We start from the raw sequence: 22898 nt of genomic DNA on the forward strand, positions 1-22898 counted from the left end.
GGAGCGGGTGGGTGTCCGGACGTAAAGCGAAGCAGTCCGGACACCCACCCGCGGAGGCCCGTCACCGCACCCCGACAGCCCCGCGCAGCGGACCCGCCCCGCGCAGCGGACCCCGCCCGCCGCCAGGCACAACGGCGAGAAAGCCAAAACGGCGCGGAGGCAAAGCGCAGCGGAACGGCCCGCCGCCAGGCGAAACGGCGAGCAACCCCCACGGCGGGAAAGCCAAAAACGTGGGGCGGAGGCAAAGCGCAGCGGACCGGTTAACTGGCCGTCATCTGGACGGCTGCCGCCTCGACGGTCTGAGTGAGCAGGGTGGCGATGGTCATCGGGCCGACGCCGCCGGGGACGGGGGTGATCAGGGAGGCGCGGGTGCGCGCCGAGTCGAAGTCCACGTCACCGACGTTGCCGGGGTTGGAGCCGGCGTCGATCACGACGGCCCCGGGCTTGAGGTGTTCGCCGCGCAGGAATTGGGGTCGCCCCACGGCGGCGACCAGCACGTCGGCGTCCTGGGTGATCGACGCGAGGTCGGTGGTGCGGGAGTGGCAATAGGTGACCGTGGCGTTGCGGGCGAGCAGCAGCATGCCGACGGGCTTGCCGAGGATCGCACTGCGCCCGACCACGACGGCATGCTTGCCGGCCAGGTCGACGTCGTAGTGGTCCAGGAGGCGGAGGATGCCGCCGGGCGTGCAGGAGACGAAGCCGTCCAGGCCGAAGCTCATCGCGGCGAAGGAGTGGCAGGTGACGCCGTCGACGTCCTTCTCGGGGGCGATGGCCTCGAAGGCGGCGCGCTCGTCGATGTGCGGCCCGGCCGGGTGCTGGAGCAGGATGCCGTGGACATCGGGGTCGTTCGACAGTGCGGTGATCGTCCCGACCAGCTCGGCGGTCGTGGTGGCGGCGGGGAGCGCGACGTGCCGGGAGCGGATCCCGGCCTTCTCGCAACGGGCGCGCTTCATGCGGACGTACGTCACCGAGGCGGGGTCGTCGCCCACCAGTACGGTGGCCAGACACGGGGACGTGCCGGTCTGCCGGGTGAGGTCCGCCGCACGTTCCGCGGCCTGTTCGACGATACGGCGGGCCAGTGCGCTGCCGTCCATGAGGCGGGCGGTGGGGGTCATCGGTACTCCTGAGCGTCGTGTCGGATCGCCCAGGCGCGCGGCACCGGCCAGGAGTGGCCGAGCCGCTCCCCGGTGGTACTCCACCCAAGCGCCAGTCACGGCCCGGCGCCCACTCTAATCGACGCCCGGGCGCCGGACCGCGGGGAGACCGGCCCGTCACACACCTCCTTGGCCAGGGGCGGACAGCGGCGGCGTGGGGGAGGTGGTGGCTTCCCACTGGCTGAGGATGCCGTCCCAGTCGTGCTGGGCGGCGGTGATGGCGTTGGCGTCCCAGGTGGGAGGGGAGGCCTGTTGATACTGCTGATGCGGTGAGTGTTGCTGTTGCAGATGCGGTGAGTGTTGTTGGTTCTGCTGTAGCTGTTGCTGGTGCTGGTGGTTCGTCAGGTGTTGCGGGTGCTGCTGTACGTGTTGCGGGTGGTGCTGTGGATGCTCCTCGTGCACCCGGTACTCCTGGTAGTCCTGGTACTCCTGCTGGTCCCGGTAGTTCTGGTACGGCTGTTGCTTCCAGGACTCCTGCTCGTAGGGCTCGCGCGGGGATTGCGGTGGTCGCTCGCGCCAGGTCGACGAAGTGCTCTCGTGCTGCTGGGCGGGCGGGAGATGGGCCAGCCGGCGGTGCCGGCCCAAGCGGTCCGGCGGCGGGGTCTGCACCGGACGGCTCTCGGCGGCGAGCTGTTGTGCGCGTGCCACAAGGAGCCGGACATCGAGCCCGAGTTCGGTGGCGAGGGCGGTGAGGTCAACTCCGCTGTGCCAGCTGCTCATCAGGACCGCGTCCAGGGCCGGCGCCCAGGCCGGCTCGTGGGGCTGGGGGGCAGGGGAAGCGTGGGGGGCGGCAGCGGGCGGTGTCGTTGCCGGGCCCACGGGCTGCGCCGCAGGGGGCGTCGCGGACTGTGCCGTGGGGGGTGTCGCGAGAGGCGTGGCAGGAGGCGTGGCGGTCTGCTGGGCGGGGGGCTGCTCGCGTGTGGTCTGGGCGAGCAGGCTCTTGGCGACCGCTCGGGCGTCCTCCTTGCCCACCGTACGGCGGGCCAGGCGTACTTCGCGCTCGTCCAGGCCGAGCAGCTCCGCCACCACCGCGTCGCTGCCCACGGTCACGGCGAAGGCGGCCAGGGTCCGCGACCGGCGGGCCTCGGCCTCGTCGAGGAGTCCCTGCGTACGGCGGACCTCGTCATCGCTGCTGCAAAACGCCTGTGCGAGTACGGCATGGCGCTCCCACAACTCCCTCGGTTCCATGACTGCGACAACGTTTCCTCGCCCGGATTGGACTGCTTCCCGGCTATAGATCACTGCATAAGGTGATATTCGAGAGAGATACGCCCTTGTCGTCACGCCCGACGCACGGGCCGCGGTAAAAATACGCAGTGACCCCAGGGCGGAAGAATCGTTTCTACGGCCATGAGCGACCCCTCTTCCGGCACCGTCGCAGGCGGCACCGTCGCAGGCCATGGACGAACCCCCCTCCCCCGCACCGGGCAGATGCCGCGGTGGATCACCGCGGACATCCTCCGGCAGACACCGGTGTACGCAGGGCTGGTGAAGCAGTGGACGGACCGCGCCGCCACCGTGCCCGGGGTTGCCGATCCGGAGTGGCAGCGGCTGGTCTCCTACCGCGCGCTGATGGAGGAGACCGAGACCGCCCTCACGGCGCTGCGGCCCCATCGCGCGCCCGATGTGCTGCCGTCGCGGAAGCAGGTCCCCGCGGCCCGTTCCGCCCGCCTCGACGCCTGAATCAGGCGTCCGCCGGCGGCCCCGGCAGTGCGGCCGCGAGCGCCGCCCCGGCCGGAGTACCGTTGAGTTGTCGAGGATTTCCCGCTGCCGGGATGTTCCCCCGGCAGCGGCTTTGACCAGCGACGGAGCCCGGGTGAGCGCAACGGATGACACGGACTTCAGCCCGATCGGTGTGATCGGGCGGGTGACCGTATCCATCCCGGCCGACGGCCCCGGCGAGGTGCTGCTGCCCGTACGCGGCGGAACCGAGGCCTTCGCCGCCTGGTCCCGCGAGCCCATCGCCCGTCATACCCAGGTCATCGTGGTGGACCACACCTCGGCGCGGTCGGTGATCGTCGCGCCGCTGCCCGGGTGACCGGGCCGTCCCGAAGGGCGCGGCCGGCCGCACGAGCACTCCCTTCCCGTGGCCGCCCCCGCACACCGGCCGGGGCCGGTCGCAACGGACCAGGAGCCTTCCGATGTTGTTCTGGCATGTTCCTGCGCCGAACGAGGCGCTGTTGATCTCCGGCTCGAAGCGCCGGACCGGGGACGCCCAATTCCGTATCGTCACGGGCCACGGCTGCTGGGTCATGCCCGTCAAGCAGAAGGCGAGCGTGCTGGCGCTGTCGCTGCGGGAGGCGGAGATCTCCGAGGACTGCGTCACCCAGCAGGGCATCCGGATCGGGGTCCGGGCGGTCGCCGTCTTCAAGGTCGGTGACGACCAGACGTCGATCGCCAACGCCGCGCGCCGCTTCCTGGACGAGCAGGCCACCATGGAAGAGCTGGTGGGCCGGATCTTCGCCGGTCACCTGCGCTCGATCGTCGGCGGGCTGACCGTCGAACAGATCATCCGGGAACGGGACCGGGTCGCCCAGGAGGTCAAGGACGGCAGCCATTCCGAGATGGAGAAGCTGGGCATCGTCGTCGACGCCCTGCAGATCCAGGAGATCGCCGACACCTCCGGCTACATCACCAATCTCGCCGCCCCGCACGCCGCGGCGGTCGCCAGCGCGGCCAGGATCGCGCAGGCCAAGGCCGACCAGGAAGCCACCGAGCGGGAGCAGCAGGCGGCGGCCCTGAAGGCGGAGTACGAGCGGGACACCGCGATCAAGCGGGCCGGCTTCCTCGCCGAGACCGAGCAGTCCAACGCCCGCGCCGCACAGGCGGGCCCGCTCTCGCAGGCCAGGGCCTCGCAGGAGGTCATCGAGGAGCAGACCGCGCTGGCCCAGCGGGAGGCCTCGCTCGCCGCCCAGCGGCTGGAGGCCCAGGTGCGCCGCCCGGCGGACGCCGAGGCCTACCGGCTGCGCACCCTGGCCGAGGCGCAGCGTGACCAGGTCCGCTTCGAGGCGGACGCCCGCGCCTACAGCGAGCGGGCGGTCGCCCAGGCCCGGGCCGACGCGAACACGGCCCTCGCCGGATCGCTGCGGGACGGCAACCAGGAGCTGATCGCCGCCAATCGCACCATCGAGAACCTTCCCGCCCTCGCCAAGGCGGCGGCCGAGGGCCTGTCCGGTTCCCGGCTCACCGTCCTCAACGGCACCGACGGGATCAATGAGATCGCCTCCGGCATCGTCGGCGAGGGGCTGGCCATTCTCGACAGCCTGAAGAACGGGACCACCGCGCCAGGCACGGCTCCCCCGCTCGCCCACGGTGCGGGGCGGCTGCCGCAGAAGGTGACGAATCTGAAGCGGGACGGTGCCGGGCCCGGCTCCGGTTCCGGCTCTGGCTCCAGTTCCAGTTCCAGTTCCGGCTCCGGTTCCGGTTCCGGTTCCGGTTCCGGTTCCGGCTGAGCTTCCCGTAATCCCGTCTGCCGTACGGCGGATGGGGCCGGGCCCGCGGGCGGTGCGGGCTGCCGGATACGGAGGGTGTCCGGCGGCCCGTCGGCTCCCGTCGGCCTTGCCGCGCCCGTCGGCCTTGCCGCGCCCGGGCGGCGCGGCGCCGGGCGTCGGTGAACGGCGGCTCGGGTCAGGCCCCGGACTTCTCGGACGTACCGCGCCACCGGGTCAGGACGAGGTGGGCGATGACCCCGAAGAGCAGTCCCCAGAAGGCGGAGCCGATGCCGAAGAGGGTGACGCCGGAGGCGGTGGCGAGGAAGGTGATCAGGGCCGCTTCGCGGTCCTTCTCCTCCTTCACCGCACCGGTCAGGCCGCCGGCCAGGGCGCCGAGCAGCGCGACTCCGGCGACCGCCGCGACCAGTTCCTTGGGCAGTCCCGCGAAGAGCACCACCAGCGTCGAGCCGAACGCCCCGATGAGGAGGTAGAACGCTCCGCAGGAGACTCCGGCCACGTAGCGGCGCCGGGGGTCGCGGTGGGACTCGGGGCCGGTGCAGATCGCGGCCGTGATCGCCGCGAGGTTGATGGCGTGCGAGCCGAAGGGTGCCAGCAGCGTGGAGACCAGGCCCGTCGAACCGATCAGGAGACGGTCCTTGGGCCGGTAGCCGGACGCGGTGAGTACCGCCATGCCCGGTGCGTTCTGCGAGGCGAGCGTCGCCAGGATCATCGGCACCGCGATGCCGATGAGGGAGGCGAGCGAGAAGTCCGGGGTCGTCAAAACCGGCTTGGCCAGCTCGATCCGGTCCAGGTGGATGTCCAGCCGGGAGCTTGCCGCACTGGCGAGGACACCCGCCGCCAGGGCGACGAGTACGGCGTACCGGGGCAGCCACCGCTTCGCCAGGAGATAGGCGAGCAGGACGGAACCGGCTATGAGGGGCGCGGTCTTGAGGGAGGTGAAGACGCCGGTGCCGAACGAGAACAGGATGCCGGCGAGCATGGCGGAGACGACGGCGGTGGGCACCTGCCGCATCAGCCACCCGAACACGCCGGTCAGGCCGACCAGGGTGATCACCAGGCCGGTGACCAGGAAGGCCCCGATGGCTTCCGCGTAGGAGTAGGCCCCCAGGCTGGTGACCAGCAGGGCCGCGCCCGGTGTCGACCATGCGGTGATCACCGGCATCTTGGTGCGCAGGCTCAGCGCGATGCAGGTCAGGCCGCTGCCGATGGAGATGGCCCATACCCAGGAGCTGGTCTGGGCGGTGTCGAGATGCCCGGCGGAGGCCGCCGCGAGCACGATGACGAGCGGGCCCGAGTACGACACGACGACGGCGACGAAGCCTGCCAGTACGGCGGACAGCGAGGCGTCACGCAAGAAGCCGGGGCGGCGGTCCGGCGCGGCGGCCGTGGGTGCGTCGGTACCTTCCGGTCCCGGGGCGCCGGTCTGTGAGGAGGAGTCCGGCGGTGCGGCCTCGGGGTGGGGGGTGGGCGTCCTGGAACTCAACGATTGTCCTTAGCGGCCTTTTCACGGGCCTGTTCGAGGTCGGCAACGAGGTCTGCGGGGCTCTCCAGGTCGTTCAACGACGTTTCCCGGCAGAGGAGTTACGGATCTCGCCCGGGAATGCGGGCAGGGCAATGATCCGGGAGTCCGGTTTTTTTGCGGGAAGTCGGGGATGCGGCTGTCGGGAATGATGAAACCTTTGGATTCCTGTGCCTGACCTGGTAGGCGCCGCGCACCTTTCCGGGAACGCCTCCCCCGTCGGCACAGAGACCTGACGGGCCGTTTCTCCGGCGACCGTCCCGAAGTTGAGCATAAGACAGACTCCCCCCTCTCAGACAGGTTCCTGAGATGCCTTGTGCCGGGGCGTTCCGGCCCGGCTTCAGTCCCCGTGCATCCCGATGGACCAGAATCCAAACCATGGAAAATGGGCAGCACAAAGCAAGCGCACTCGCAGTGGCGAGTTACCCATGGGCTTGTTGGCCTGCGCACGGTGCAGGTGCGCTCTCCGCAGAAGGGGCCGTTCCTCCCCCGTCCGCGCTGGTCGCAAATCCCCCATTCGCGATGTGACAGCGCAATCCTGCCACTCCGCACGCCCGGTGACAACGATTCACCGAAATCCGAAAACGTTGAACGCTGAAATGTGGCGGTGCGGCCGGACGGAATGCATTCCTCCCCATTGACCGGGCGCTCCCGCCGGGTCATATACCCGCCGCACCCGACGACGCCTCAGTCCCGCCCACGCCACGGAGACCGGCGGAAAACGGCATGTGACGCGGCATGTGAGACGGCATGCGGAGGGCCCGGGATCACGATCCCGGGCCCTCCGCTCGATCAGCCGGTGACTTCTAGAGGAGGCCGAGCAGGCCGAGGCCGAGCAGCCCGCCCTTGCCCAGACCGTCCCTGCCCGCGCCCGATCCGTCACGCCCGTTGTCGTCACGTCCGACTCCGTCGCGCTCATAGCCGCTGTCACGGCCGAAGCCGTCGTCACGGGCGCCGACCTGGCCGTAGCCGTCGTAGCCGTCATGGCCACCGTGACCGAAGCGGCCGTGGCCGCGACCGTGGCCGTGGTGACGGTTGTGGTGCCGGTTGTGGTGCCGGTCGCCGTAGTGGCCCCTGTCGCAGTGGTGCGAGAAGCACTTGGCGCTCTGTGAGCTGCTGGGGACCGGGGTTGCGGCGGTGGCAGCGCCTGCCGTCGGCACCACCAGGGCAGCCGCGGCCAGGCCGGCCACGGCGAGGCCGCGAGGGATCGAAGGGTGCATCTTTCCACCTTCACTCGACTCTGCAGAAAAAGAATATTCTCTGCAAAAGTGACAATAAGGGTAGCCCTGCCCTTCGACCCGCGACCCGCCGCAGCATCACTGGAACGCAGCACGCACCGGAACGCGGCACGCACCCCAACAGCCCACGCCGCGGCCCTCTTGATTCACTCCGGAATCCGGCCGCTCTCCCCGGCCACCGCTCCGTCGGTCTGCGGCAGGCTCTCCAACAGGCCGCCCAGGGCGCCCACCACGAGCCGGCACACCGTGTCGGGATCGGCGCTCGCCAGCGGCTCCTTGCCGACCACCACACGCATCAGGCCAATTCCCAGCAGCCAGGACAGCGCCAGATCGCCCCGCAAGGTCCCGGTATCGGACTCGGAGAGCGTGGCGAGCACCGCCGCGTACTCCTCACCCAGCCCCCGCAACGCCTCCGCGATCTCGTCGCTGCCGCCGATGGAGCGCAGACACACCTCCAGCGAGCGGTCGGCGCCCTCCTCTCGGCCGCCGGCCAGCATGCCGCGCAGGGCGACCTCGAACAGCCGCTCGGCGGGGGTGGTGCGCAGCTGCTCATGGCCGCCACGTGCCATGACTTCGCCGAACAGAGCCCGCTTCGAGCCGAAGTAGCGGAACAGCAGGGCCTGATTGGCCCCGGCGCGGGACGCGATGTCGCGCACCGTCGCCCGTTCGTAGCCGCGCTCGGCGAACAGCTCCGACGCGGCGTCGAGCAACCGCAGCCGGGTGCCCTCTGCGCTACGGCGGTATGCGCTCTCCGCGCCGTGCTGCGGGGACTTGGCCATCGCCACGCTCCTCTCCGTTGGCCCGTCAGAATGACGGCCACAATCGATCGTTGACCGGCCCGAGGGGGGCGTCCTACCTTATGTAAGCAGGTGCTTACACAAGGGAGGTCACCTTGACCACAGCCGACACAGCACCCCTCTCCTACCCCTTCAATGTCTCCGAGAGCCTTGAGCTTTCCGAGGAGTACGAGCACGCCCGCAACCGTCCGGGGCTGCTGAAAGTCCGGATGACGTACGGCGAGCCGGCCTGGCTCGTGACGCGGTACGCCGAGGCCCGGTTCGTCCTCGGCGATCAGCGTTTCAGCCGTGCCGAGGCCGTTCGGCACGACGAGCCCCGGCAGTCCGAAGGGCGCCGCGACAGCGGCATCCTGGGCATGGACCCGCCCGACCACACCCGGCTGCGCACCCTGGTGGCCAAGGCCTTCACCGTCCGGCAGGTCGAAAAGCTCAGGCCGCAGGTCAAGCAGCTGGCGCACGAACTGCTCGACGAGCTCGCGGCGGCCGGGCCGCCCGCCGACCTGGTGGACCGTTACGCGCTGCCCATCCCCGTCGCGGTGATCTGCCGCCTGCTCGGTGTCCCGGCCGAGGACCGGCCGCGGTTCCGGGTCTGGAGTGACGCCGCCCCGTCGACAAGTTCCCTCACCTCGGCGGAATTCGACGCCAATCAAGAAGAACTCCGCGCCTACATGCGGCAGTTGATCGAGCAGCACCGGCGCGCGCCGCAGGACGATCTGATGACGGCGCTCATCGACGCCCGGGACGTCAACGACCGGCTGTCCGAACTCGAACTCGTCGACCTCTGCGTCGGCATCCTGGTCGCCGGGCACGAGACCACCGCCACTCAGATTCCCAACTTCGTGCTGGCACTGCTGGACCACCCGGGCCAGCTCGCCCTGCTGCGCGAAAAGCCGGAGCTGATCGGCCGGGCCGTGGAGGAACTCCTGCGTTTCGTACCGCTCGGCAGCGGTGCGAGCCAGCCCCGTTACGCGACGGAGGACGTCGAGGTCGGCGGGACGCTGGTGCGGGCCGGTACCCCGGTCCTGGTGGCGGTGGGCGCGGCCAACCGGGATGCCCTGCGTTTCGACTCACCGGGGACGCTGGACATCTCGCGGGCCGGGACCCAGCACCTCGGGTTCGGTCACGGGGTCCATCACTGTCTGGGCGCGCCGCTGGCCCGGCTGGAGCTCCAGGAGGCGCTGATCGCGCTGATCACCCGCTTCCCTGATCTGCGGCTGGCGGGCGATGTGGTGTGGAAGAGCGAAATGCTGGTGCGCGGCCCGCGGGTCATGCCGGTGGGGTGGTGAAACGAATGACCTGGAAGCTGGAGATCGACCCCGGGCAGTGCATGGCCTCGGGGTCGTGCGCCGCCATCGCGCCGGACCTCTTCGCCCTGGACGGCGAGCATGCCCGTCCGCTCAAGGAGCGCATCGACGAGGACGAACGTGCGCTGGACGCCGCCGATGTCTGTCCGGCCGTCGCGATCACCGTACGGGACGGGGAAAGGGTCGTCGGGCCCCGGCCGTAGGGAGAGGTAAGTGCCGTCCACCTCCTGGGGCCGGCGACCGGGCTCCTCCGGGATGCGGGTGCGCTGCATCCCGGAGCGGCCCACTGCCGGCGGGCGCATGGGGGCGCTGTCGGCGACCGCCCCCGTCTCCCGTCGGCCTAAAGCCGGTCCCCGCCGCTGATCCAGTCCCGGTAGCGGGTGGGAGCGATATGGGCGTCGTCCTTGGCGAGGAGGGCGCCGCCGGGGACGGCCGCGAACATTCCGGCGCTGTTGTCCGTGGTGACGGTACGCCGGTCGCCACGGACGGCGAGGGTGAGCCTGCCGAGTTCGTCCAGCGAGAAGACGTCGGCACCGGCGACGCTGTGGATACCGCGGAGGGGGCCGCCGACGGCCACGTCGGCTACGGCACGGGCGACGTCCGCCGAGGCGATCGGCTGCACGGGGGTGGCGGGCAGCCGGACCGTCTCCTCGTCGGCGGTCCAGGTCAGGACCGCGTCCATGAACTCGAAGAACTGGGTGGCGCGGACGATCGAGTACGGGACGGGCCCGGCCTTGAGGATGTTCTCCTGGAGCACCTTGGCGCGGTAGTAGTCGAGGTCGGGCACCTGGTCCACGCCGACGATGGACAGGATGACGACGTGGCCGACATCTGCCTGCTCGGCGGCCGTGAGGAGATGGTCCATCGTCTTCTGGAAGAAGGCGAGTGAGGCGTGGTCAAAGGTGGGTGAGTTCGTCAGGTTGACGACCACGTCGGCCCCCGTCAGCGCCTGGGGCAGCCCCTCGCCCGTGAGCAAGTCGACTCCGGTGGACTGCGAGTGCGGTACCGCCTCGTGCCCGGCCGTCGTCAGGATCTTCACGACCTGCGAGCCGATGAGCCCGGTTCCACCGATCACTGCGATCTTCATGTCGTACCTTTCGTGTCTGCCGTGTCTGCCGTGTCTGCCGTGTCTGCCGTGTCCGCCGCGCCTGTGCTGCCTGTCCTGTCTGATGGGAACGGGGTGTGCTTTGCCAGGTTTACCCCGACTTCCTCGCCCGGACTTCGTGATTGCCGGGGACACGGACACGAATTCCTCGGCCGGCAGGCAGGTGCACGTCGGGGCCCCTCTCGCTCCGCCGCGGGGCAGGGGTGCGACGATGGGCCTGTCATGGATGCGGGGCAGGTTCTCAGGGGGCTACGCGCCGCGGTGTTCGCGGTGGTGTGTGTGCTGCTCGCCGCGCTGGGGCACATGGTGATGTCGGATGCCGTGGTACCCGCGTGGATGCTGCTCGTCGCCGGGGTGGGGACCGCGGCCGGCGCCTGGTGCTGCGCGGGCCGGGAACGCGGGCCGCTGCTCGTGGCGTTGCTGACCGTCGGCACCCAGGCGGCCTTGCACAGCGCCTTCTCGTTGGGCCAGGCGGTCGCCCGTTCCGGTGGGGGTGAGAGCTCACTCGCGCGCCGGTGGACGGAGACCTGGCTGTGCGGGGCGGAGGGGACGCGACTCTCCGGGCACGGCAGCGCCCGGTTGATCCAGCTGATGCAGCAGCAGATGGCGGCCCTGCCCTCGACGGACCGCGCGAGCCGGCTGCGGGACATGGCCGGCATGGGGCATACGGAGCACATGGGCCACATGGGCTCCATGAGCGACGGCATGGACGCCATGAGCGGCATGAGCGGCATGGCTCACGCGGATCAGATGCCGGGGATGCACGGCAGTGCCACCGGCATGCTGGCGGCCCACCTGCTGGTCGCCCTGCTCAGCGCGGGGTGGCTGTGGGGTGGCGAGCGGGCGGCGTTCCAGCTCGTACGGAGCCTGTCGGCCTGGTTGTTCGCGCCGTTGGTGCTCGTCCTGCGGATCCTGCTGCCCGATCCGCGGCCCGCTGTCCGCGCCGCCTGCCAGGAACCGCGGCGTGCGGTGCGGCAGTTGCTGCTGGCGTATACGAGGTCGTTGCGGGGTCCCCCGCAGGAGCCGGCTGTCGGCTGACAGCACGGACGAACTCCAGAGCCGGCGGACGGCCGGGTGCCGAGCGCACCCCGACGACGTCCCGGCTCCGACTTCACCGGTCCCTGCCGCGCGCGGTGACCGGATCATGCGAAGGACTCCAGATGATGATTCCTGTCCGGATGCCGGTGGCACTGCCGCCCGCGTCCCTTCCCGGCGCGCCGGCCGACGAAGGCGGGTGCCCGCCGGTCACCGCGTCAACCGGCGGGTGTACCGCCGGCGTCCGCCGTCCCGGTACCCGCCGTACCAGCGTCTCCCCTCCCGGTGTCCGCCATGCCGGAGATCTCCGGTCCCGCGGAGACCACACGCAGCCGGGCGAGCAGCGACGCGGCGGCCGCCGGGTCGTCCGCCGGGTGCGTGGCGGCGCGGTCGAGGCCGGCCGTCAGAGCCCTTGCCCGTGCGTCCCACCGTCGGCAGTCCCCGCAGCCGGCCAGATGGTCGTCGAGCCGGCCGGGGGTGAGCCCGGGAGGCAGTTCCTCGCCGTCGAGGCGGGCGGAGAGTGCCGTACGGATGCGCGAGCAGAGCATGCGTCCATCCTCCCCGAAGCACGGCGGCGCGGCGAGGGGCGGTCGCGGCATGCGGGATGACGAGGCGGTGACGGGCTGGGCGCTGGCCGCGCGTACCGGGAACGAGAGGGCCGTCGAGCAGTTCGTGCGGGCCACGCAGCTCGATGTCCGGCGCTATGTGACGCATCTGAGCGGGGATCCGCAGGCGACCGACGACCTGATGCAGGACACCTACGTCCGGGCGCTGCGCAGTCTGCCGCGGTTCGAGGGCCGGTCGTCGGCGCGTACCTGGCTGCTGACCATTGCCCGGCGGGTCGTGGCGGACCGCATCCGGTCCGTCGCGGTGCGGCCCCGGCTGGCCGCGACGGACGACTGGCAGACGGCCGCGGAGCGGGTGCAGCCGCGGGGTGTGCCGGGATTCGACGAGGGCATCGCGCTGGCCGAGCTGCTGGCGGCGCTGGCGCCCCAGCGGCGGGAGGCTTTTGTGCTCACGCAGTTGCTGGGGCTGCCGTACGCGGCGGCGGCCGGGGTGATGGGCTGCCCCGTGGGGACCGTACGGTCCCGGGTGGCGCGCGCCCGGGAGACGCTGGTCGGGTTGCTGACGGATGCGGAGCGCCCGGAAGGGGAACTCCTGGAAGGCGAACGTCCGGAAGGGAAGCGCCCTGAGCGGGCCCACGGGCCGCGGGTTTACGCGGACGCCGTGGCCTGACACCTGGCACGGGGCGCGGAGCACACTGTTGAGCGACGGGGCTCATGGACGGGCGAAGGGCCGGTCCATGAGCCCCGTGACGTGTGGGCCCCGTGACGTGTGGGGCCGTGACGTGTCGGCCCCGTGCAGCAGCCCCTGGCGGTGCGGCCCATGGCGTGCGGCCCATGGCGTAGGGCCCGCCGTCCGGTTCAACTGCCGGGACGTACCGCCCGTGCCCGTACCCGCTGTGGCGGGCTGTGGCGGAAGTGCAGCGTGAAGGTGAGCCGGTCGCCGGGCGCGAGCCGTGGCGGCGGGCTGACCATGACGTCCAGGGTGGTCGGCGTCATGGTCAGCGCGCCGCCCGCCGGGACGGTGGCGCCGCTGACCATCGCCATGCTCCGGGCGTTGTGCCCGATGTCGACGGTGCGGCTGAGCATCGCGCGATGGCCGGTGGGGCCGGTGACGCCGGTCAGGACGTCATCGGCGCCGCCGGTGTTGCGGAGGGTGAAGAACGCCGCGGTCGCCTCGGCCCCCGAGGGGATCAGCACCCGGCCCTCGGGGATCGTCAGCTGCGCGGGCCTGCCCGCGTTGCCGCCGGCGGTCCACGCGGTGAGCGCGCCGAGGGTCACCAGACAGGTGAGCAGCGGCACGGCGACGGCCGAGAGCGGCGGGAGGGAGGCGAAGGAGGGGAGGGACGGCCGTTTCATGAGGTCTCCGCACGGGGTTGGGGCCGTCGTCCGTGGGGGCGGCGGGCCGGCCTGCCGGGCCGCCAGGCGCGCAGCCGGAGGCTGTTGCCCACGACGAGCAGTGAACTGGCGGACATGGCGGCGGCCGCCGGCATCGGACTGAGCAGGCCGACGGCGGCGAGCGGCAGGGTGACGAGGTTGTAGCCGAAGGCCCAGACGAGATTGGCGCGGATGGTACCCAGGGTGCGCCGGGCCAGGCGTACCGCGTCGGGGATGGCCTGCAGGTCCTCGCGTACGAGGGTGACATCCGCGGCACCGATCGCCGCATCGGTGCCACTGCCCATCGCGATGCCGAGGTCGGCGAGGGCGAGGGCCGCCGCGTCGTTGACGCCGTCGCCGACGACGGCGACCCGGCCGCCCTGCTCCTTGAGGGTGGTGACGAGGGCGGCCTTGTCCTCGGGGCGGGCCCCGGCGTGGATTTCGGTGATGGCGAGATGACCTGCCACGGCTCGGGCGGTGGCGTCCCGGTCGCCGGTGGCCAGGACCGGCCGCAGCCCCAGACGGCGCAGATGGTCGACGGCGCGGTAGCTGTCGGGGCGGAGGGCGTCGCCGACCGCGATGACGGCCTCCGGGGTGCCGTCGACGGTGACCAGGACGGCGGTGTGGCCGGCCGCCTCCGCGGAGTGCACCGCGTCCGGCAGCGGTGCGGGCAGGCCGGTGAGGTCGCCGGGCCGGGTGACCTCCACCCGGCGCCGGCCGGCCGTGCCGTGGACGCCGTATCCGGGGGTGGCACCGAAGTCCTTCACCGGCGGCAGAGGTTGTCCCGGGGGCGGTAGGTGTCCCGGGGGCAGTGGTGGTGCCGACGACAGCGGGTGTCCCGACGGCAGCGGTTCTCCCTGCAGCCGGGCGTCGGCGGCCGCGCCGATCGCGCGGGCCAGCGGATGTTCGGAGCCCTGCTCGACGATGGCGGCCAGCCGAAGCGCCTCCGGGGCGTCCAAACCGCCGGTGCGCGCGGTGAGGGCGGTGACGCTCATCCGGCCCGTGGTGAGGGTGCCGGTCTTGTCGAGGACGACGGTGTCGATGCGGCGCAGTCGCTCCAGCGCCTCCGGGCCGCGGACCAGGATCCCGAGCTGGGCACCGCGGCCGGTGGCGGCCAGCAGCGCGGTCGGGGTGGCCAGCCCCAGCGCACAGGGGCAGGCGACGACGAGGACGGCCACCGCCGCGGTGATCGCGGACTGCGGGTCGGCTCCGGCACCGAGCCAGAAGCCCAGGACGGTGACCGAAACGGACAGGACGGCGGGGACGAAAACGGCCGCCACCGCGTCGGCGAGCCGCTGGACCTTGGTCTTGCCGGTCTGGGCGTCCTCCACGAGGCGGGTGATCCGGGCGAGTTGGGTATCGGCGCCCACCGCGTCGGCCCGTACCTCCAGCAGACCGCCGGAGTTGACCGCGCCGCCCACGACCGCCGCTCCCGGACCGACCTCGACGGGGCGGCTCTCCCCGCTGATCAGGGACAGGTCCAGGGCGGAGTTGCCGTCGACGACGGTGCCGTCGGTGGCGACCCGTTCCCCGGGCCGGACCAGGAAATGGTCACCGGCCCGCAGCCGGTCCACGGGGATGCGCCTCCCCCACTCCCGGTGCTGTCCGCCCGGGGGAAGCTCCCCGTCGTCGGCCGTGCGTACCTCGACGTCCTTGGCGGCGAGTTCGGCCAGCGCGCGCAACGCGGCTCCGGTGCCGCGCCGGGCCCTGGCCTCCATCCGCCGGCCGGCGAGCACGAACAGCGGTACGCCGACGGCGGCTTCCAGGTAGAGGTGCGCGGCCCCGTCACCGGCCGCGGGCAGCAGGCTGAACGGCATCGTCATGCCGGGCACACCGGCCCCGCCGAGGAACAGCGCATACGCGGACCAGCTGAAGGAGGCGGCAACGCCCAGCGAGACCAGGGTGTCCATGGTGGCGGCACCGTGCCGCAGACCGCGCAGCGCACGGGCGTGGAAGGGAGCGGCGCCCCACACGGCGACGGGCGCGGCGAGCACGAAGCACAGCCACTGCCAGTTCCGGAACTGCCAGCCGGGCACCATCGACAGCACCAGGACGGGGAGCGAGAGCGCCGCGGTCAGCAGCAGCCGGTGCCGCTCGGCGCGGCCGCCGTCGTCCCCGCCGTCCGGGCGGACCTCGGACGACGGCGACTCGCCCGGACGGACGTCGGACGACGGCGGGTCGTCCGCGTCCGGTGCCGGGGCGGGCTCGTGGGGCCGGGCTGTGAATCCGGCCGCCTCGACGGTGGTGACGAGGTCGGTGACGGACACCGCCGCCGGGTGGCTGACCGTGGCCCGGCCGGTGGCGAGGTTCACCGAGGCGGCGACGCCGTCGAGCCGGCCGAGCTTCCGCTCGACCCGGCCCACACAGGCGGCACAGGTCATCCCGCCGATGGTGAGGGTGGTGGTGTGGGGCGGGTCCGATGCCGCGTCGGGCGGCGACGAAGGGCCGGGCGCGGGCTGCGGCGTCATTGCGGTACTCCCCCCGGCACGGGGCGGGAGGCCGTGCCGCCCATGCCCTGCATTCCGCCCATACCGCGCATCCCGCCCATGTCCCCGTCACCGGCGGGCGTGCCGCCTCCCGTACGGGTGCCGCCGGCCGGCTGCAGATCCGGGGCCACCGGACCGGCGGCGGCACCGGCCGCGTACGACAGGGTGCCGAGCAGCGCCAGCAGCAGGAGGAAACCGAGGACCGGTCGGGCGGGCAGCAACCGTGCGACGGCCTGGCGGAGAGGGGGCCGACTGCGGTCGGCCGAAGAGCGTGGCATCGCGTCATGGTGGCAGGTGGAGACGGTGCCGAGCGGCGGATCGGGGGCTCGTCGGGGGGTGAGGTTCATCCCGTTCCCGCGCCGGAACTCACCGGCGTCCGGGCCCGACTAACTGGGTTTGGACGGCGCGTCCTCCGGCCTCGGCAGGCCGCCTCTCTGCCGAAATCCGCAGCGCCCGGCGGGAACTCGGCGTACCCCGCGCACGACCTCCTCAACGCCGCGCCGTGCAGGCGCGGTTCGTCATGACCCGACGCCTCATCAGGAGGACGCCCATGTCCACATCGCCCGATCCCGTCCGCCCCACCGCCCCCCTTGCTCCCCTCGACCCCGTAGAGCTGTACGGACCGGAGTACACCCGCGATCCCTATCCCCTGTACGCCGAGCTGCGCGCCCGCGGCCCGGTCCACCGCGTGCGCTTCCCCAGCGGCGTGTGCGCCTGGCTCGTCACCGGCTACGAAGCCGCCCACCAGGCGCTGACCGACGTCCGGCTGGGCAAACACCATTCACGGGGCAACGCGGCCTGGCGGGCCCGCGCCTCGATCATGCCCGAGCCCCAGCACTCCCAGCTCCAGGTGCATCTGCTCCACCAGGACCCGCCGCGGCACACCGAGCTGCGCCGGCTGATCACCGACGCCTTCGCTCCGCAGCGCGTCGAAGGGCTCCGCCCCCGGTTCCAGGAGATGGCCGATGCCCTGCTCGACGGCCTCCCGGACGCCGGCGAGGCCGATCTGGTCGAGGTGTTCGCCGGGCGCTTCCCGTTCCGGGTGCTTGCCGAAGTCATCGGACTGCCACCGGAGTTCGAGGAGCGCTTCGACCGGGACTGGGGCAAGGTGGTCCAGCCCGTCGGCCCGTCGGATCCGGGCCGTCCGGCGTACGAGGCACGGCTGCGTGCGCTGCAGCAGTACATCGCCGATCTGGTCGTCCACAAGCGAGCCGAGCAGGGCGAGGATCTGCTCTCCCGGCTGGTGGCCGCCCGCGACGACGGCCGGCTCGGGCAGGAGGAGCTGGATTCGATGATTTTCCAACTGCTGGTCGCCGGGCAGGAACCGGTGACGAACCAGATCACCACCGCCCTGGTGACCCTGCTGCGCCACCCCGCCCACCTGGCGGAGCTGGCCGGCCGGCCGGAGCTGCTGCCGCGCGCCGTCGAAGAACTCCTCCGTTATGACAGCGCCTTCGAGCTGACCACCTGGCGGTTCTTCACGGAGGACGCCGACCTGCACGGGACCCGGATTCCGGCGGGCGACTCCGTCATCGTGTCGCTGTGTGCGGCGAACCGCGACGGTCGCCGGTTTCCCGACGCGGACGCCCTGCACTTCGACCGCACCCCCAACCCGCATCTCGCCTTCGGCCACGGCATCCACTTCTGCCCCGGCGCCACACTCGCCCGTATCGAACTCCAGATCGCCCTGGGCACCCTGCTGAGACGGCTGCCCGAGCTGCGGCTCGCCGTCCCGGACGGCGAGCTGGGCTGGATCCCGGCGGTACTGGCGCGCGGGGTCGACCGGCTGCCGGTGACTTACGGCGCGCAAGCCACCTGTCCGGTCACGGGCGGGCCGGATACGCCCCGTCCGGTCGCCGCTGGACCGAACGCCACCTGTCCGGTCACGAACGGGCCGGATGCCGCGTGCTGACCAGCCCGCCCCGACCGCTTCCCGGTATGCCCGCCGGCCACCCGGCAGGCTGCGCGGCGGTGCTCGCCGAGCTGCTGCCCTACCGCCGCACCCTCGACTCCGGCCACGGGGACGGGGACGGAGACGGAGACGGGAACGGGAACGGGAACAGGAACGGGGACATGGAAACCCCCGACGCCTACCCCGCCCAACTGCAACAGCTCGCCGGTCCGGTGGCGGCGGGCGCGCCCCTCGTCTTCACCCTTCCGGGATTCCCCTGTAAGTCACCCCATCCGGCCAAGGTGCTCGGCCCCCTCCCCGACGAGGGCGAACGGCTGGCGCTGCGCTTCCTGGACACCCTGTGCGCCCGGATCGAGGCCGTCCACCCGCCCGGGGCGCGGGTGGTCATCTGCTCGGACGGGCATGTCTTCAGCGATCTCATCCACGTGCCGGACCGGGACATCGATGCCTATGCCGACGCCCTGCGTGCACTGATCCACGACGAGGGCCTGACCCGGCTGGACGTCTTCGACCTGCGCCAGGTCTACGGGCGGCGGCTGTCACACGACGCCAAACGGGCCCTGGTCCACGACCGCTACGCCCCGGCCCTGGAGGACCTGCGGTCCCTGACACGCAGCGACGAACCCACGCGCCGCCTGTACCAGGGCATCACCCGCTTCCTCGCCGAGGACTCGGTCTCGTTCACCGGTACCCGTTCGGCGTGGCAGCGCGACTGCCGCCGCCGTGCCTACGGCGTGATGCAGCGCAGCCGCGCCTGGGGCGAGCTGATCGGCGAGCACCACCCGGGCGCCATCCGGCTCTCCATTCATCCGCAGCCGCGGGGTTCGGCCAAGTTCGGGATACGGCTGCTCGACGCGCCCGATGTGTGGATGACGCCCTGGCACTCCTGTGTGCTCGAACACCGCGACGGGCGACGGGAGTTGCTGCACCGGGCGGATGCCGAGCGGCTTGGCCGACTGGTGTTCCGCCACGGCCGGCCGAGCCACTTCGTGGCCGGGTGAGGGACGGGGGGCGACCGCCGGTCGCCCGCCCCCGGGGCCCCGCCGCACGGTGGCCGAAGCCGCCCGCCGGGCGACGAGCCCGCTCTGGCGCCCGAGCGAGGGGTGCGCCGGGGGGCGGGCAGTCGCCGGCCAGGAAGGCGTAGGCGTCGTTGTCCCAGACGACCCGGCCGTCCGCGTCCCTGACCACACAGGGGTCGAGACGGGCGAGGAAGCCGCGGTCGGCGTCGGCGAGGTCCTGTGCGTCGTCCCAGGCGAGCGGCTGGTCGGTCCGGTCGGTCGGCTCGCTGTTGTCCGCAGTGCTCATGGGGGCCGATTGTGGTGCGGCCCGGGACGCGGGGGCATGGTGAGGGGGCACAGTGTCGGCAGTCATCCGTCACAAGCCGGTGGCCTCACAAGCCGGTGACCTCGCGTCGGTCGGCGGTCGTGCCGGTCACCGGTCGCGGCCGTCAGGGGTCGCTTCGGTAAGCGGTCGCGCCGTCACGCATCCAGGCCGCTGCCCTGGGGCCCGTACAGGTCCAGCAGCCGGACCCGGGTGCCGCGCAGCCGGTCGGCCACCGTTTCGGCAACGTAGCGGTACACCGCCCGGCCGAGGACGGGGTCGGATTCGCACAGGGCGCGGACCACCTTGGCGTCGAACTCCACGGCCTCGACCGGGCCCACGGTCTGGGCTCCGAAGTGCCACAGGTAGGGCGGGAACAGCCAGGACCAGCCGAGCAGTTCGTCCCGGCCGAGCGTTTCGACGACCGCGGCGCGGCGCCCGGGGACCCGCTGGTCGAGCACCACCTGTCCGCTGCGGATGATCCAGAAGTGGTCCGCCCGCCGGCCCTCCTCGAAGAGGCGGGTGGCGCGCGGCAGCGACACCTCGACGGCGATATCGGTCAGCCGCCGGCGCCGGTCGGGCGGCATCCCGTGGAACAGGTCCCTGCTGCTGGCCATCGCATCCTCCGCTCGCTCCCTGCACGATATGGGGTGCTTTGCCGGTATGCCGGGAAGGCTCGGCCGGGCGGAGCGGCGGCGGGATCCCACCGGGGCGGGTCAGGTCAGCCGGCGCCGGACGGGTCAGGTCAGCTGGCGCCGTACGAGATCGTGCAGTGCACCGCCGGTGTCGGCCAGCAGCTCGGCCGGGGCTCCCTGCTCGACGACCCGGCCGTCGGCCATGACGATCACGCGGTCGGCGTCCATGACCGTGGACAGCCGGTGGGCGATGACCAGACGGCTGGCACTCAGCTTGCGGGTGCTGTCGATGACGATGCGCTGGGTCTCGTTGTCCAGGGCGCTGGTGGCCTCGTCGAAGAACAGGATCCGCGGGCGGCGGACCAGCGCCTGGGCGATCATCAGCCGCTGGCGCTGGCCGCCGGAGATGGCGCCGCCGCCGGAGATCATGGTGTGCAGGCCCATCGGCATCCGCTTGATGTCCTCGGCCAGACCCGCCATCTCGGCGGCCGCCCAGGCCTCTTCCTGGGTGAAGGACTCGGCGCCGCAGATGCAGTCCAGGATCGAGCCGGTGAGGGGCTGGGCGTTCTGCAGGACGACGCCGCACTGGCGGCGCACCGCCGCCTGGTCCAGGGCGGTCAGGTCCTGCCCGTCGTAGAGCACATGGCCCGAGGTCGGCTTGTCGAAGCCGATGAGCAGCCGGAGCAGGGTCGACTTGCCGCAGCCGCTGGGGCCGACGACGGCCACGAACTCGCCGGGCTGGATGCGCAGCGAGACATCGTCGAGGACCAGCGGGCCGTCGTCGCTGTAGCGGAAGGACAGCTTCTTGGCCTCGATGCCGCCGGCCAGGGTGCCGGGCTGGGCGCTGGCGCCGCGTACTTCGGGCTTCTCGTCCAGGACCGGCTTGATCTGCTCGAACATCGGCATCGCGGCGGCGGCCGAGATGAAGGCGCCGGTGATCTGGGTGACCGAGGTCAGCAGCATGGTCACCGAGGTGTTGAAGGTGAGGAACGAGCCGGCCGACATGCTGCCGCGGGCCGGTCCGGCCAGCAGCATGAACATGGTGAGCGAACAGAGCGGCAGGTAGACGGCGTTGAGGACGGTGGTCAGGTTCTTGATCCGGCCGGCCTTCTGCTGGAGTTCGCGGGAGCGGGCGAACTCCCGGGCCCAGGCCGCGTACGCGAAGCTCTCGGCCGCGGCGACGCGCAGCTTGGGCAGGCCGCGCAGGGTCTGGAACGCCTGGTTGTTGAGCTTGTTGCCGAGGGTGACCAGCCGGCGCTGCCAGCGCAGCTCCCACAGGCCCATGGCGAGGAACACGGCACCGATGACGAGCAGCATGGCGAGCGCCGCCAGCGCCAGCGGCACGCTGTACAGGAGCAGCATCACCAGGTTCATCGCGCCGACCGTCGTGGCCTGCACGGCGATCGGGCCGAGTCCGGACAGCACCCGCCGGATGGCGCTGATGCCCATCGCGGCGCTGGCCAGCTCCCCGGTGGAGCGTTCGGTGAAGAACTTCGTCGGCAGCCGCAGCAGCCGGTCCCACACCGCCGGCTGCAGCGCGCTCTCGATCCGGCCCTCCATCCGCAGCACGGTGAGGTTCTGCAGCAGCATGAAGGCGGCGGAGACGACGCTGGTGATGATGACGGCCAGCGAGACCTGGACGATCAGGCTCTTGTCGGCGCTCGGGACGTACTCCCCGAGCACCTTGCCGGTCGCGAGGGGGACCAGGGCGCCGAGACCCACCGTCACCAGCCCGGCGAGGGCCAGGTTCCGCAGGTCCAGCCGGGAGCCGCGCAGGCTGAAGAGCATCAGCCGCCACAGGCTCATGGGCCGCTCCGGCAGCGGGCGGTAGAACATAACGGCGCGCGGCTCGAAGGCGTCGGCGTTGTCCTTGTCGATGCGCATCCGCAGCCCGGAGGCCGGGTTGACCGCCTCGTAGCGGCCCCGGCGCCACAGCAGCGCCACGGGGGCCCCGGACTTGGCGCGGTGGCCCACCAGGGGGCCGGTGTCGGTCCGCCACCAGCGGCCCTGGAGGCGGACCGCGCGGGTGCGGATCCGCGAGCTGACGGCGATGCGTTCGACGGGGGTGATGCGGTCGTTGGCGGCGGCGCCCTTCGGGGGCTCGGTGAGCGTGATCCCGGCCGCCTCGGCGACCGTGCGGCAGACCGCGAAGGTGGCGTCGTCACCGGCCCGGCCCGTCTCGGCGCTGCCCCGTCCGGACCGGTCCTGGCGGCCGATGGACGCGATCAGCGCCTGGTCGGCCCGCTCGCGGACGGCCTCGCCCGCCTTGATGCCGGCTGCCGTGCGGTCCTCGTGGGCGCGCTCCAGCTGCTCGATCCAGCGGTCGACGGCGGACAGCAGCCGGTATTGCTGATTGACCATCTGCTGCCACAGCTCGGGGTCCACCAGCAGATCGCCGGCCGCCTCCGCGCTGTAGGAGGCGCCGTACTGCACGCTGCCGGGCGGGACCGGCATCCACAGGATGTCGTCGTCGGCCACCGCTTCATCGGCGGGCCGGCCGTCGAGCGGTGCCTCGAACAGCACGCCCAGGCTGCGGGCGGTGCCCAGCGCGAAGGCGTGTTCCAGCGCGGAGAGCGCCTCGCCCTGGCCGTCGTGGGCGGTGTCGTAGCCGTAGCCGTCCTGCGTGCCGTACTGCGGGATGGAACCGGTGTCGCCGTACTCGCCGTAGTCGTACCGGGGCAGTTCGCGCAGCTCGATCCGGCGCAGCAGGCAGTCCTGGGAGGGCCGGCCGAGCAGGGTGTGGTGCGGTCCTGCGACCGGTCCGAGCAGGAGGGTGCCCGCTTCGAGACGGCCGAGGAAGTGCCAGTGCCCTTCCTCGACGGCGTCGACCGCGAAGAGGTCGAGCGATCCGCCGGTGACGAGCCACAGCACATGCGGGCCCTCCAGGGGAACGCTGCGCAGACCGGTGCAGTCGACGGGCGTGCCGAGGCCGCCCAGCGCCTGGGTCACCGCGTCGGTGTCGCCCGGTCCCACGACCGCGGGCGGGGGCATGGATGACACG

21 protein-coding genes and 1 riboswitch are annotated in these 22898 nt (G+C 72.1%); of the genes, 9 read left to right on the plus strand and 12 right to left on the minus strand.

Annotated features, from left to right (window positions below; genetic code table 11):
* Positions 1-260 precede the first annotated feature (260 nt).
* Positions 261-1115, minus strand: a complete 855-nt coding sequence (locus tag ABZ851_RS27610) for a bifunctional 5,10-methylenetetrahydrofolate dehydrogenase/5,10-methenyltetrahydrofolate cyclohydrolase (RefSeq protein ID WP_361132825.1) — start codon at positions 1113-1115, stop codon at positions 261-263.
* Between the two features lie 20 nt (positions 1116-1135).
* Positions 1136-1224, minus strand: a riboswitch (ZMP/ZTP riboswitch).
* Positions 1225-1271: 47 nt separating this feature from the next.
* Positions 1272-2342 (minus strand): hypothetical protein, encoded by a 1071-nt coding sequence (locus ABZ851_RS27615; protein ID WP_361132828.1) that lies wholly within the window; start codon positions 2340-2342, stop codon positions 1272-1274.
* Positions 2343-2504: 162 nt separating this feature from the next.
* Between ABZ851_RS27615 and ABZ851_RS27620 the strand changes: the two genes are divergently transcribed.
* The 3 genes from ABZ851_RS27620 (at position 2505) to ABZ851_RS27630 (ending at position 4606) form a co-directional block, all read left to right on the plus strand.
* Positions 2505-2837 (plus strand): hypothetical protein, encoded by a 333-nt coding sequence (locus tag ABZ851_RS27620; RefSeq protein WP_088796263.1) that lies wholly within the window; start codon positions 2505-2507, stop codon positions 2835-2837.
* 133 nt (positions 2838-2970) lie between these two features.
* Positions 2971-3192: a hypothetical protein gene (locus ABZ851_RS27625; RefSeq protein WP_088796264.1), complete on the plus strand. Its 222-nt coding sequence runs from the start codon at positions 2971-2973 to the stop codon at positions 3190-3192.
* Positions 3193-3295: 103 nt separating this feature from the next.
* Positions 3296-4606 (plus strand): SPFH domain-containing protein, encoded by a 1311-nt coding sequence (locus tag ABZ851_RS27630; protein WP_361132832.1) that lies wholly within the window; start codon positions 3296-3298, stop codon positions 4604-4606.
* 175 nt (positions 4607-4781) lie between these two features.
* Here ABZ851_RS27630 and ABZ851_RS27635 read toward each other — a convergent pair whose 3' ends face one another.
* From ABZ851_RS27635 to ABZ851_RS27645, 3 genes are all read right to left on the minus strand, one after another.
* Positions 4782-6089, minus strand: a complete 1308-nt coding sequence (locus ABZ851_RS27635) for a benzoate/H(+) symporter BenE family transporter (RefSeq protein ID WP_361132835.1) — start codon at positions 6087-6089, stop codon at positions 4782-4784.
* Positions 6090-6931: 842 nt separating this feature from the next.
* Positions 6932-7345 (minus strand): hypothetical protein, encoded by a 414-nt coding sequence (locus ABZ851_RS27640; RefSeq protein ID WP_361132838.1) that lies wholly within the window; start codon positions 7343-7345, stop codon positions 6932-6934.
* A gap of 164 nt (positions 7346-7509) precedes the next feature.
* Positions 7510-8142, minus strand: coding sequence for a TetR family transcriptional regulator (locus tag ABZ851_RS27645; RefSeq protein WP_361132841.1), 633 nt, complete (start codon positions 8140-8142; stop codon positions 7510-7512).
* Positions 8143-8255: 113 nt separating this feature from the next.
* Between ABZ851_RS27645 and ABZ851_RS27650 the strand changes: the two genes are divergently transcribed.
* Positions 8256-9446, plus strand: coding sequence for a cytochrome P450 (locus tag ABZ851_RS27650; RefSeq protein ID WP_361132844.1), 1191 nt, complete (start codon positions 8256-8258; stop codon positions 9444-9446).
* Between the two features lie 5 nt (positions 9447-9451).
* Positions 9452-9667: a ferredoxin gene (locus ABZ851_RS27655; protein WP_336051032.1), complete on the plus strand. Its 216-nt coding sequence runs from the start codon at positions 9452-9454 to the stop codon at positions 9665-9667.
* A 137-nt stretch (positions 9668-9804) separates the two neighbouring features.
* Here the strand turns inward: ABZ851_RS27655 and ABZ851_RS27660 are convergent, their stop codons facing one another.
* A complete protein-coding gene (locus tag ABZ851_RS27660) occupies positions 9805-10551 on the minus strand; it encodes an NAD(P)H-binding protein (RefSeq protein ID WP_361132847.1) in 747 nt (248 codons plus the stop codon).
* Between the two features lie 240 nt (positions 10552-10791).
* Here ABZ851_RS27660 and ABZ851_RS27665 point away from each other — a divergent pair, with 240 nt between their 5' ends.
* Positions 10792-11607, plus strand: a complete 816-nt coding sequence (locus tag ABZ851_RS27665; RefSeq protein WP_361132850.1) for a PE-PGRS family protein — start codon at positions 10792-10794, stop codon at positions 11605-11607.
* Positions 11608-11822: 215 nt separating this feature from the next.
* On the opposite strand, the gene ABZ851_RS27670 is transcribed toward ABZ851_RS27665, so the two are convergent.
* A complete protein-coding gene (locus tag ABZ851_RS27670) occupies positions 11823-12152 on the minus strand; it encodes a zf-HC2 domain-containing protein (RefSeq protein WP_361132853.1) in 330 nt (109 codons plus the stop codon).
* 49 nt (positions 12153-12201) lie between these two features.
* On the opposite strand from ABZ851_RS27670, the gene ABZ851_RS27675 reads away from it, so the two are divergent.
* Positions 12202-12840, plus strand: coding sequence for a sigma-70 family RNA polymerase sigma factor (locus ABZ851_RS27675; protein WP_361132856.1), 639 nt, complete (start codon positions 12202-12204; stop codon positions 12838-12840).
* A 188-nt stretch (positions 12841-13028) separates the two neighbouring features.
* Here ABZ851_RS27675 and ABZ851_RS27680 read toward each other — a convergent pair whose 3' ends face one another.
* The 3 genes from ABZ851_RS27680 to ABZ851_RS27690 are packed head-to-tail and all read right to left on the minus strand — an operon-like array spanning position 13029 to position 16308.
* Positions 13029-13526, minus strand: coding sequence for a copper chaperone PCu(A)C (locus ABZ851_RS27680; RefSeq protein WP_361132859.1), 498 nt, complete (start codon positions 13524-13526; stop codon positions 13029-13031).
* Positions 13523-16012 carry a cation-translocating P-type ATPase gene (locus ABZ851_RS27685; RefSeq protein WP_361132862.1) on the minus strand — a complete coding sequence of 830 codons (2490 nt, stop codon included), beginning with the start codon at positions 16010-16012 and terminating at the stop codon, positions 13523-13525. Before ABZ851_RS27685 ends, ABZ851_RS27680 begins: the two co-directional genes overlap by 4 nt.
* Positions 16009-16308 (minus strand): hypothetical protein, encoded by a 300-nt coding sequence (locus ABZ851_RS27690; protein ID WP_361132865.1) that lies wholly within the window; start codon positions 16306-16308, stop codon positions 16009-16011. Before ABZ851_RS27690 ends, ABZ851_RS27685 begins: the two co-directional genes overlap by 4 nt.
* 272 nt (positions 16309-16580) lie before the next feature.
* Between ABZ851_RS27690 and ABZ851_RS27695 the strand changes: the two genes are divergently transcribed.
* Both ABZ851_RS27695 and ABZ851_RS27700 read left to right on the plus strand, forming a co-directional pair.
* Positions 16581-17942 carry a cytochrome P450 gene (locus ABZ851_RS27695; RefSeq protein WP_361132868.1) on the plus strand — a complete coding sequence of 454 codons (1362 nt, stop codon included), beginning with the start codon at positions 16581-16583 and terminating at the stop codon, positions 17940-17942.
* Between the two features lie 26 nt (positions 17943-17968).
* On the plus strand, positions 17969-18943 hold the full coding sequence (locus ABZ851_RS27700; protein ID WP_361132871.1) for an isocyanide synthase family protein: 975 nt from the start codon (positions 17969-17971) through the stop codon (positions 18941-18943).
* 477 nt (positions 18944-19420) lie between these two features.
* Here the strand turns inward: ABZ851_RS27700 and ABZ851_RS27705 are convergent, their stop codons facing one another.
* Both ABZ851_RS27705 and ABZ851_RS27710 read right to left on the minus strand, forming a co-directional pair.
* On the minus strand, positions 19421-19879 hold the full coding sequence (locus tag ABZ851_RS27705; RefSeq protein ID WP_361132874.1) for a cyclic nucleotide-binding domain-containing protein: 459 nt from the start codon (positions 19877-19879) through the stop codon (positions 19421-19423).
* 123 nt (positions 19880-20002) lie between these two features.
* Positions 20003-22888, minus strand: coding sequence for an NHLP bacteriocin export ABC transporter permease/ATPase subunit (locus ABZ851_RS27710; RefSeq protein WP_361133219.1), 2886 nt, complete (start codon positions 22886-22888; stop codon positions 20003-20005).
* Positions 22889-22898: the final 10 nt, after the last annotated feature.

This window comes from Streptomyces sp. NPDC047049 (assembly GCF_040643995.1).
Lineage (GTDB): Bacteria > Actinomycetota > Actinomycetes > Streptomycetales > Streptomycetaceae > Streptomyces > Streptomyces mooreae.

Bases quoted from the DNA above. Each gene is read 5' to 3' on its own strand.
- ABZ851_RS27610 (WP_361132825.1), bottom strand. From the start codon at position 1,115: ATGACCCCCACCGCCCGCCTCATGGACGGCAGCGCACTGGCCCGCCGT.
- ABZ851_RS27615 (WP_361132828.1), bottom strand. From the start codon at position 2,342: ATGGAACCGAGGGAGTTGTGGGAGCGCCATGCCGTACTCGCACAGGCG.
- ABZ851_RS27620 (WP_088796263.1), top strand. From the start codon at position 2,505: ATGAGCGACCCCTCTTCCGGCACCGTCGCAGGCGGCACCGTCGCAGGC.
- ABZ851_RS27630 (WP_361132832.1), top strand. From the start codon at position 3,296: ATGTTGTTCTGGCATGTTCCTGCGCCGAACGAGGCGCTGTTGATCTCC.
- ABZ851_RS27640 (WP_361132838.1), bottom strand. From the start codon at position 7,345: ATGCACCCTTCGATCCCTCGCGGCCTCGCCGTGGCCGGCCTGGCCGCG.
- ABZ851_RS27645 (WP_361132841.1), bottom strand. From the start codon at position 8,142: ATGGCCAAGTCCCCGCAGCACGGCGCGGAGAGCGCATACCGCCGTAGC.
- ABZ851_RS27655 (WP_336051032.1), top strand. From the start codon at position 9,452: ATGACCTGGAAGCTGGAGATCGACCCCGGGCAGTGCATGGCCTCGGGG.
- ABZ851_RS27660 (WP_361132847.1), bottom strand. From the start codon at position 10,551: ATGAAGATCGCAGTGATCGGTGGAACCGGGCTCATCGGCTCGCAGGTC.
- ABZ851_RS27665 (WP_361132850.1), top strand. From the start codon at position 10,792: ATGGATGCGGGGCAGGTTCTCAGGGGGCTACGCGCCGCGGTGTTCGCG.
- ABZ851_RS27670 (WP_361132853.1), bottom strand. From the start codon at position 12,152: ATGCTCTGCTCGCGCATCCGTACGGCACTCTCCGCCCGCCTCGACGGC.
- ABZ851_RS27675 (WP_361132856.1), top strand. From the start codon at position 12,202: ATGCGGGATGACGAGGCGGTGACGGGCTGGGCGCTGGCCGCGCGTACC.
- ABZ851_RS27680 (WP_361132859.1), bottom strand. From the start codon at position 13,526: ATGAAACGGCCGTCCCTCCCCTCCTTCGCCTCCCTCCCGCCGCTCTCG.
- ABZ851_RS27685 (WP_361132862.1), bottom strand. From the start codon at position 16,012: ATGACGCCGCAGCCCGCGCCCGGCCCTTCGTCGCCGCCCGACGCGGCA.
- ABZ851_RS27690 (WP_361132865.1), bottom strand. From the start codon at position 16,308: ATGCCACGCTCTTCGGCCGACCGCAGTCGGCCCCCTCTCCGCCAGGCC.
- ABZ851_RS27695 (WP_361132868.1), top strand. From the start codon at position 16,581: ATGTCCACATCGCCCGATCCCGTCCGCCCCACCGCCCCCCTTGCTCCC.
- ABZ851_RS27700 (WP_361132871.1), top strand. From the start codon at position 17,969: ATGCCCGCCGGCCACCCGGCAGGCTGCGCGGCGGTGCTCGCCGAGCTG.
- ABZ851_RS27705 (WP_361132874.1), bottom strand. From the start codon at position 19,879: ATGGCCAGCAGCAGGGACCTGTTCCACGGGATGCCGCCCGACCGGCGC.
- ABZ851_RS27710 (WP_361133219.1), bottom strand. From the start codon at position 22,888: ATGCCCCCGCCCGCGGTCGTGGGACCGGGCGACACCGACGCGGTGACC.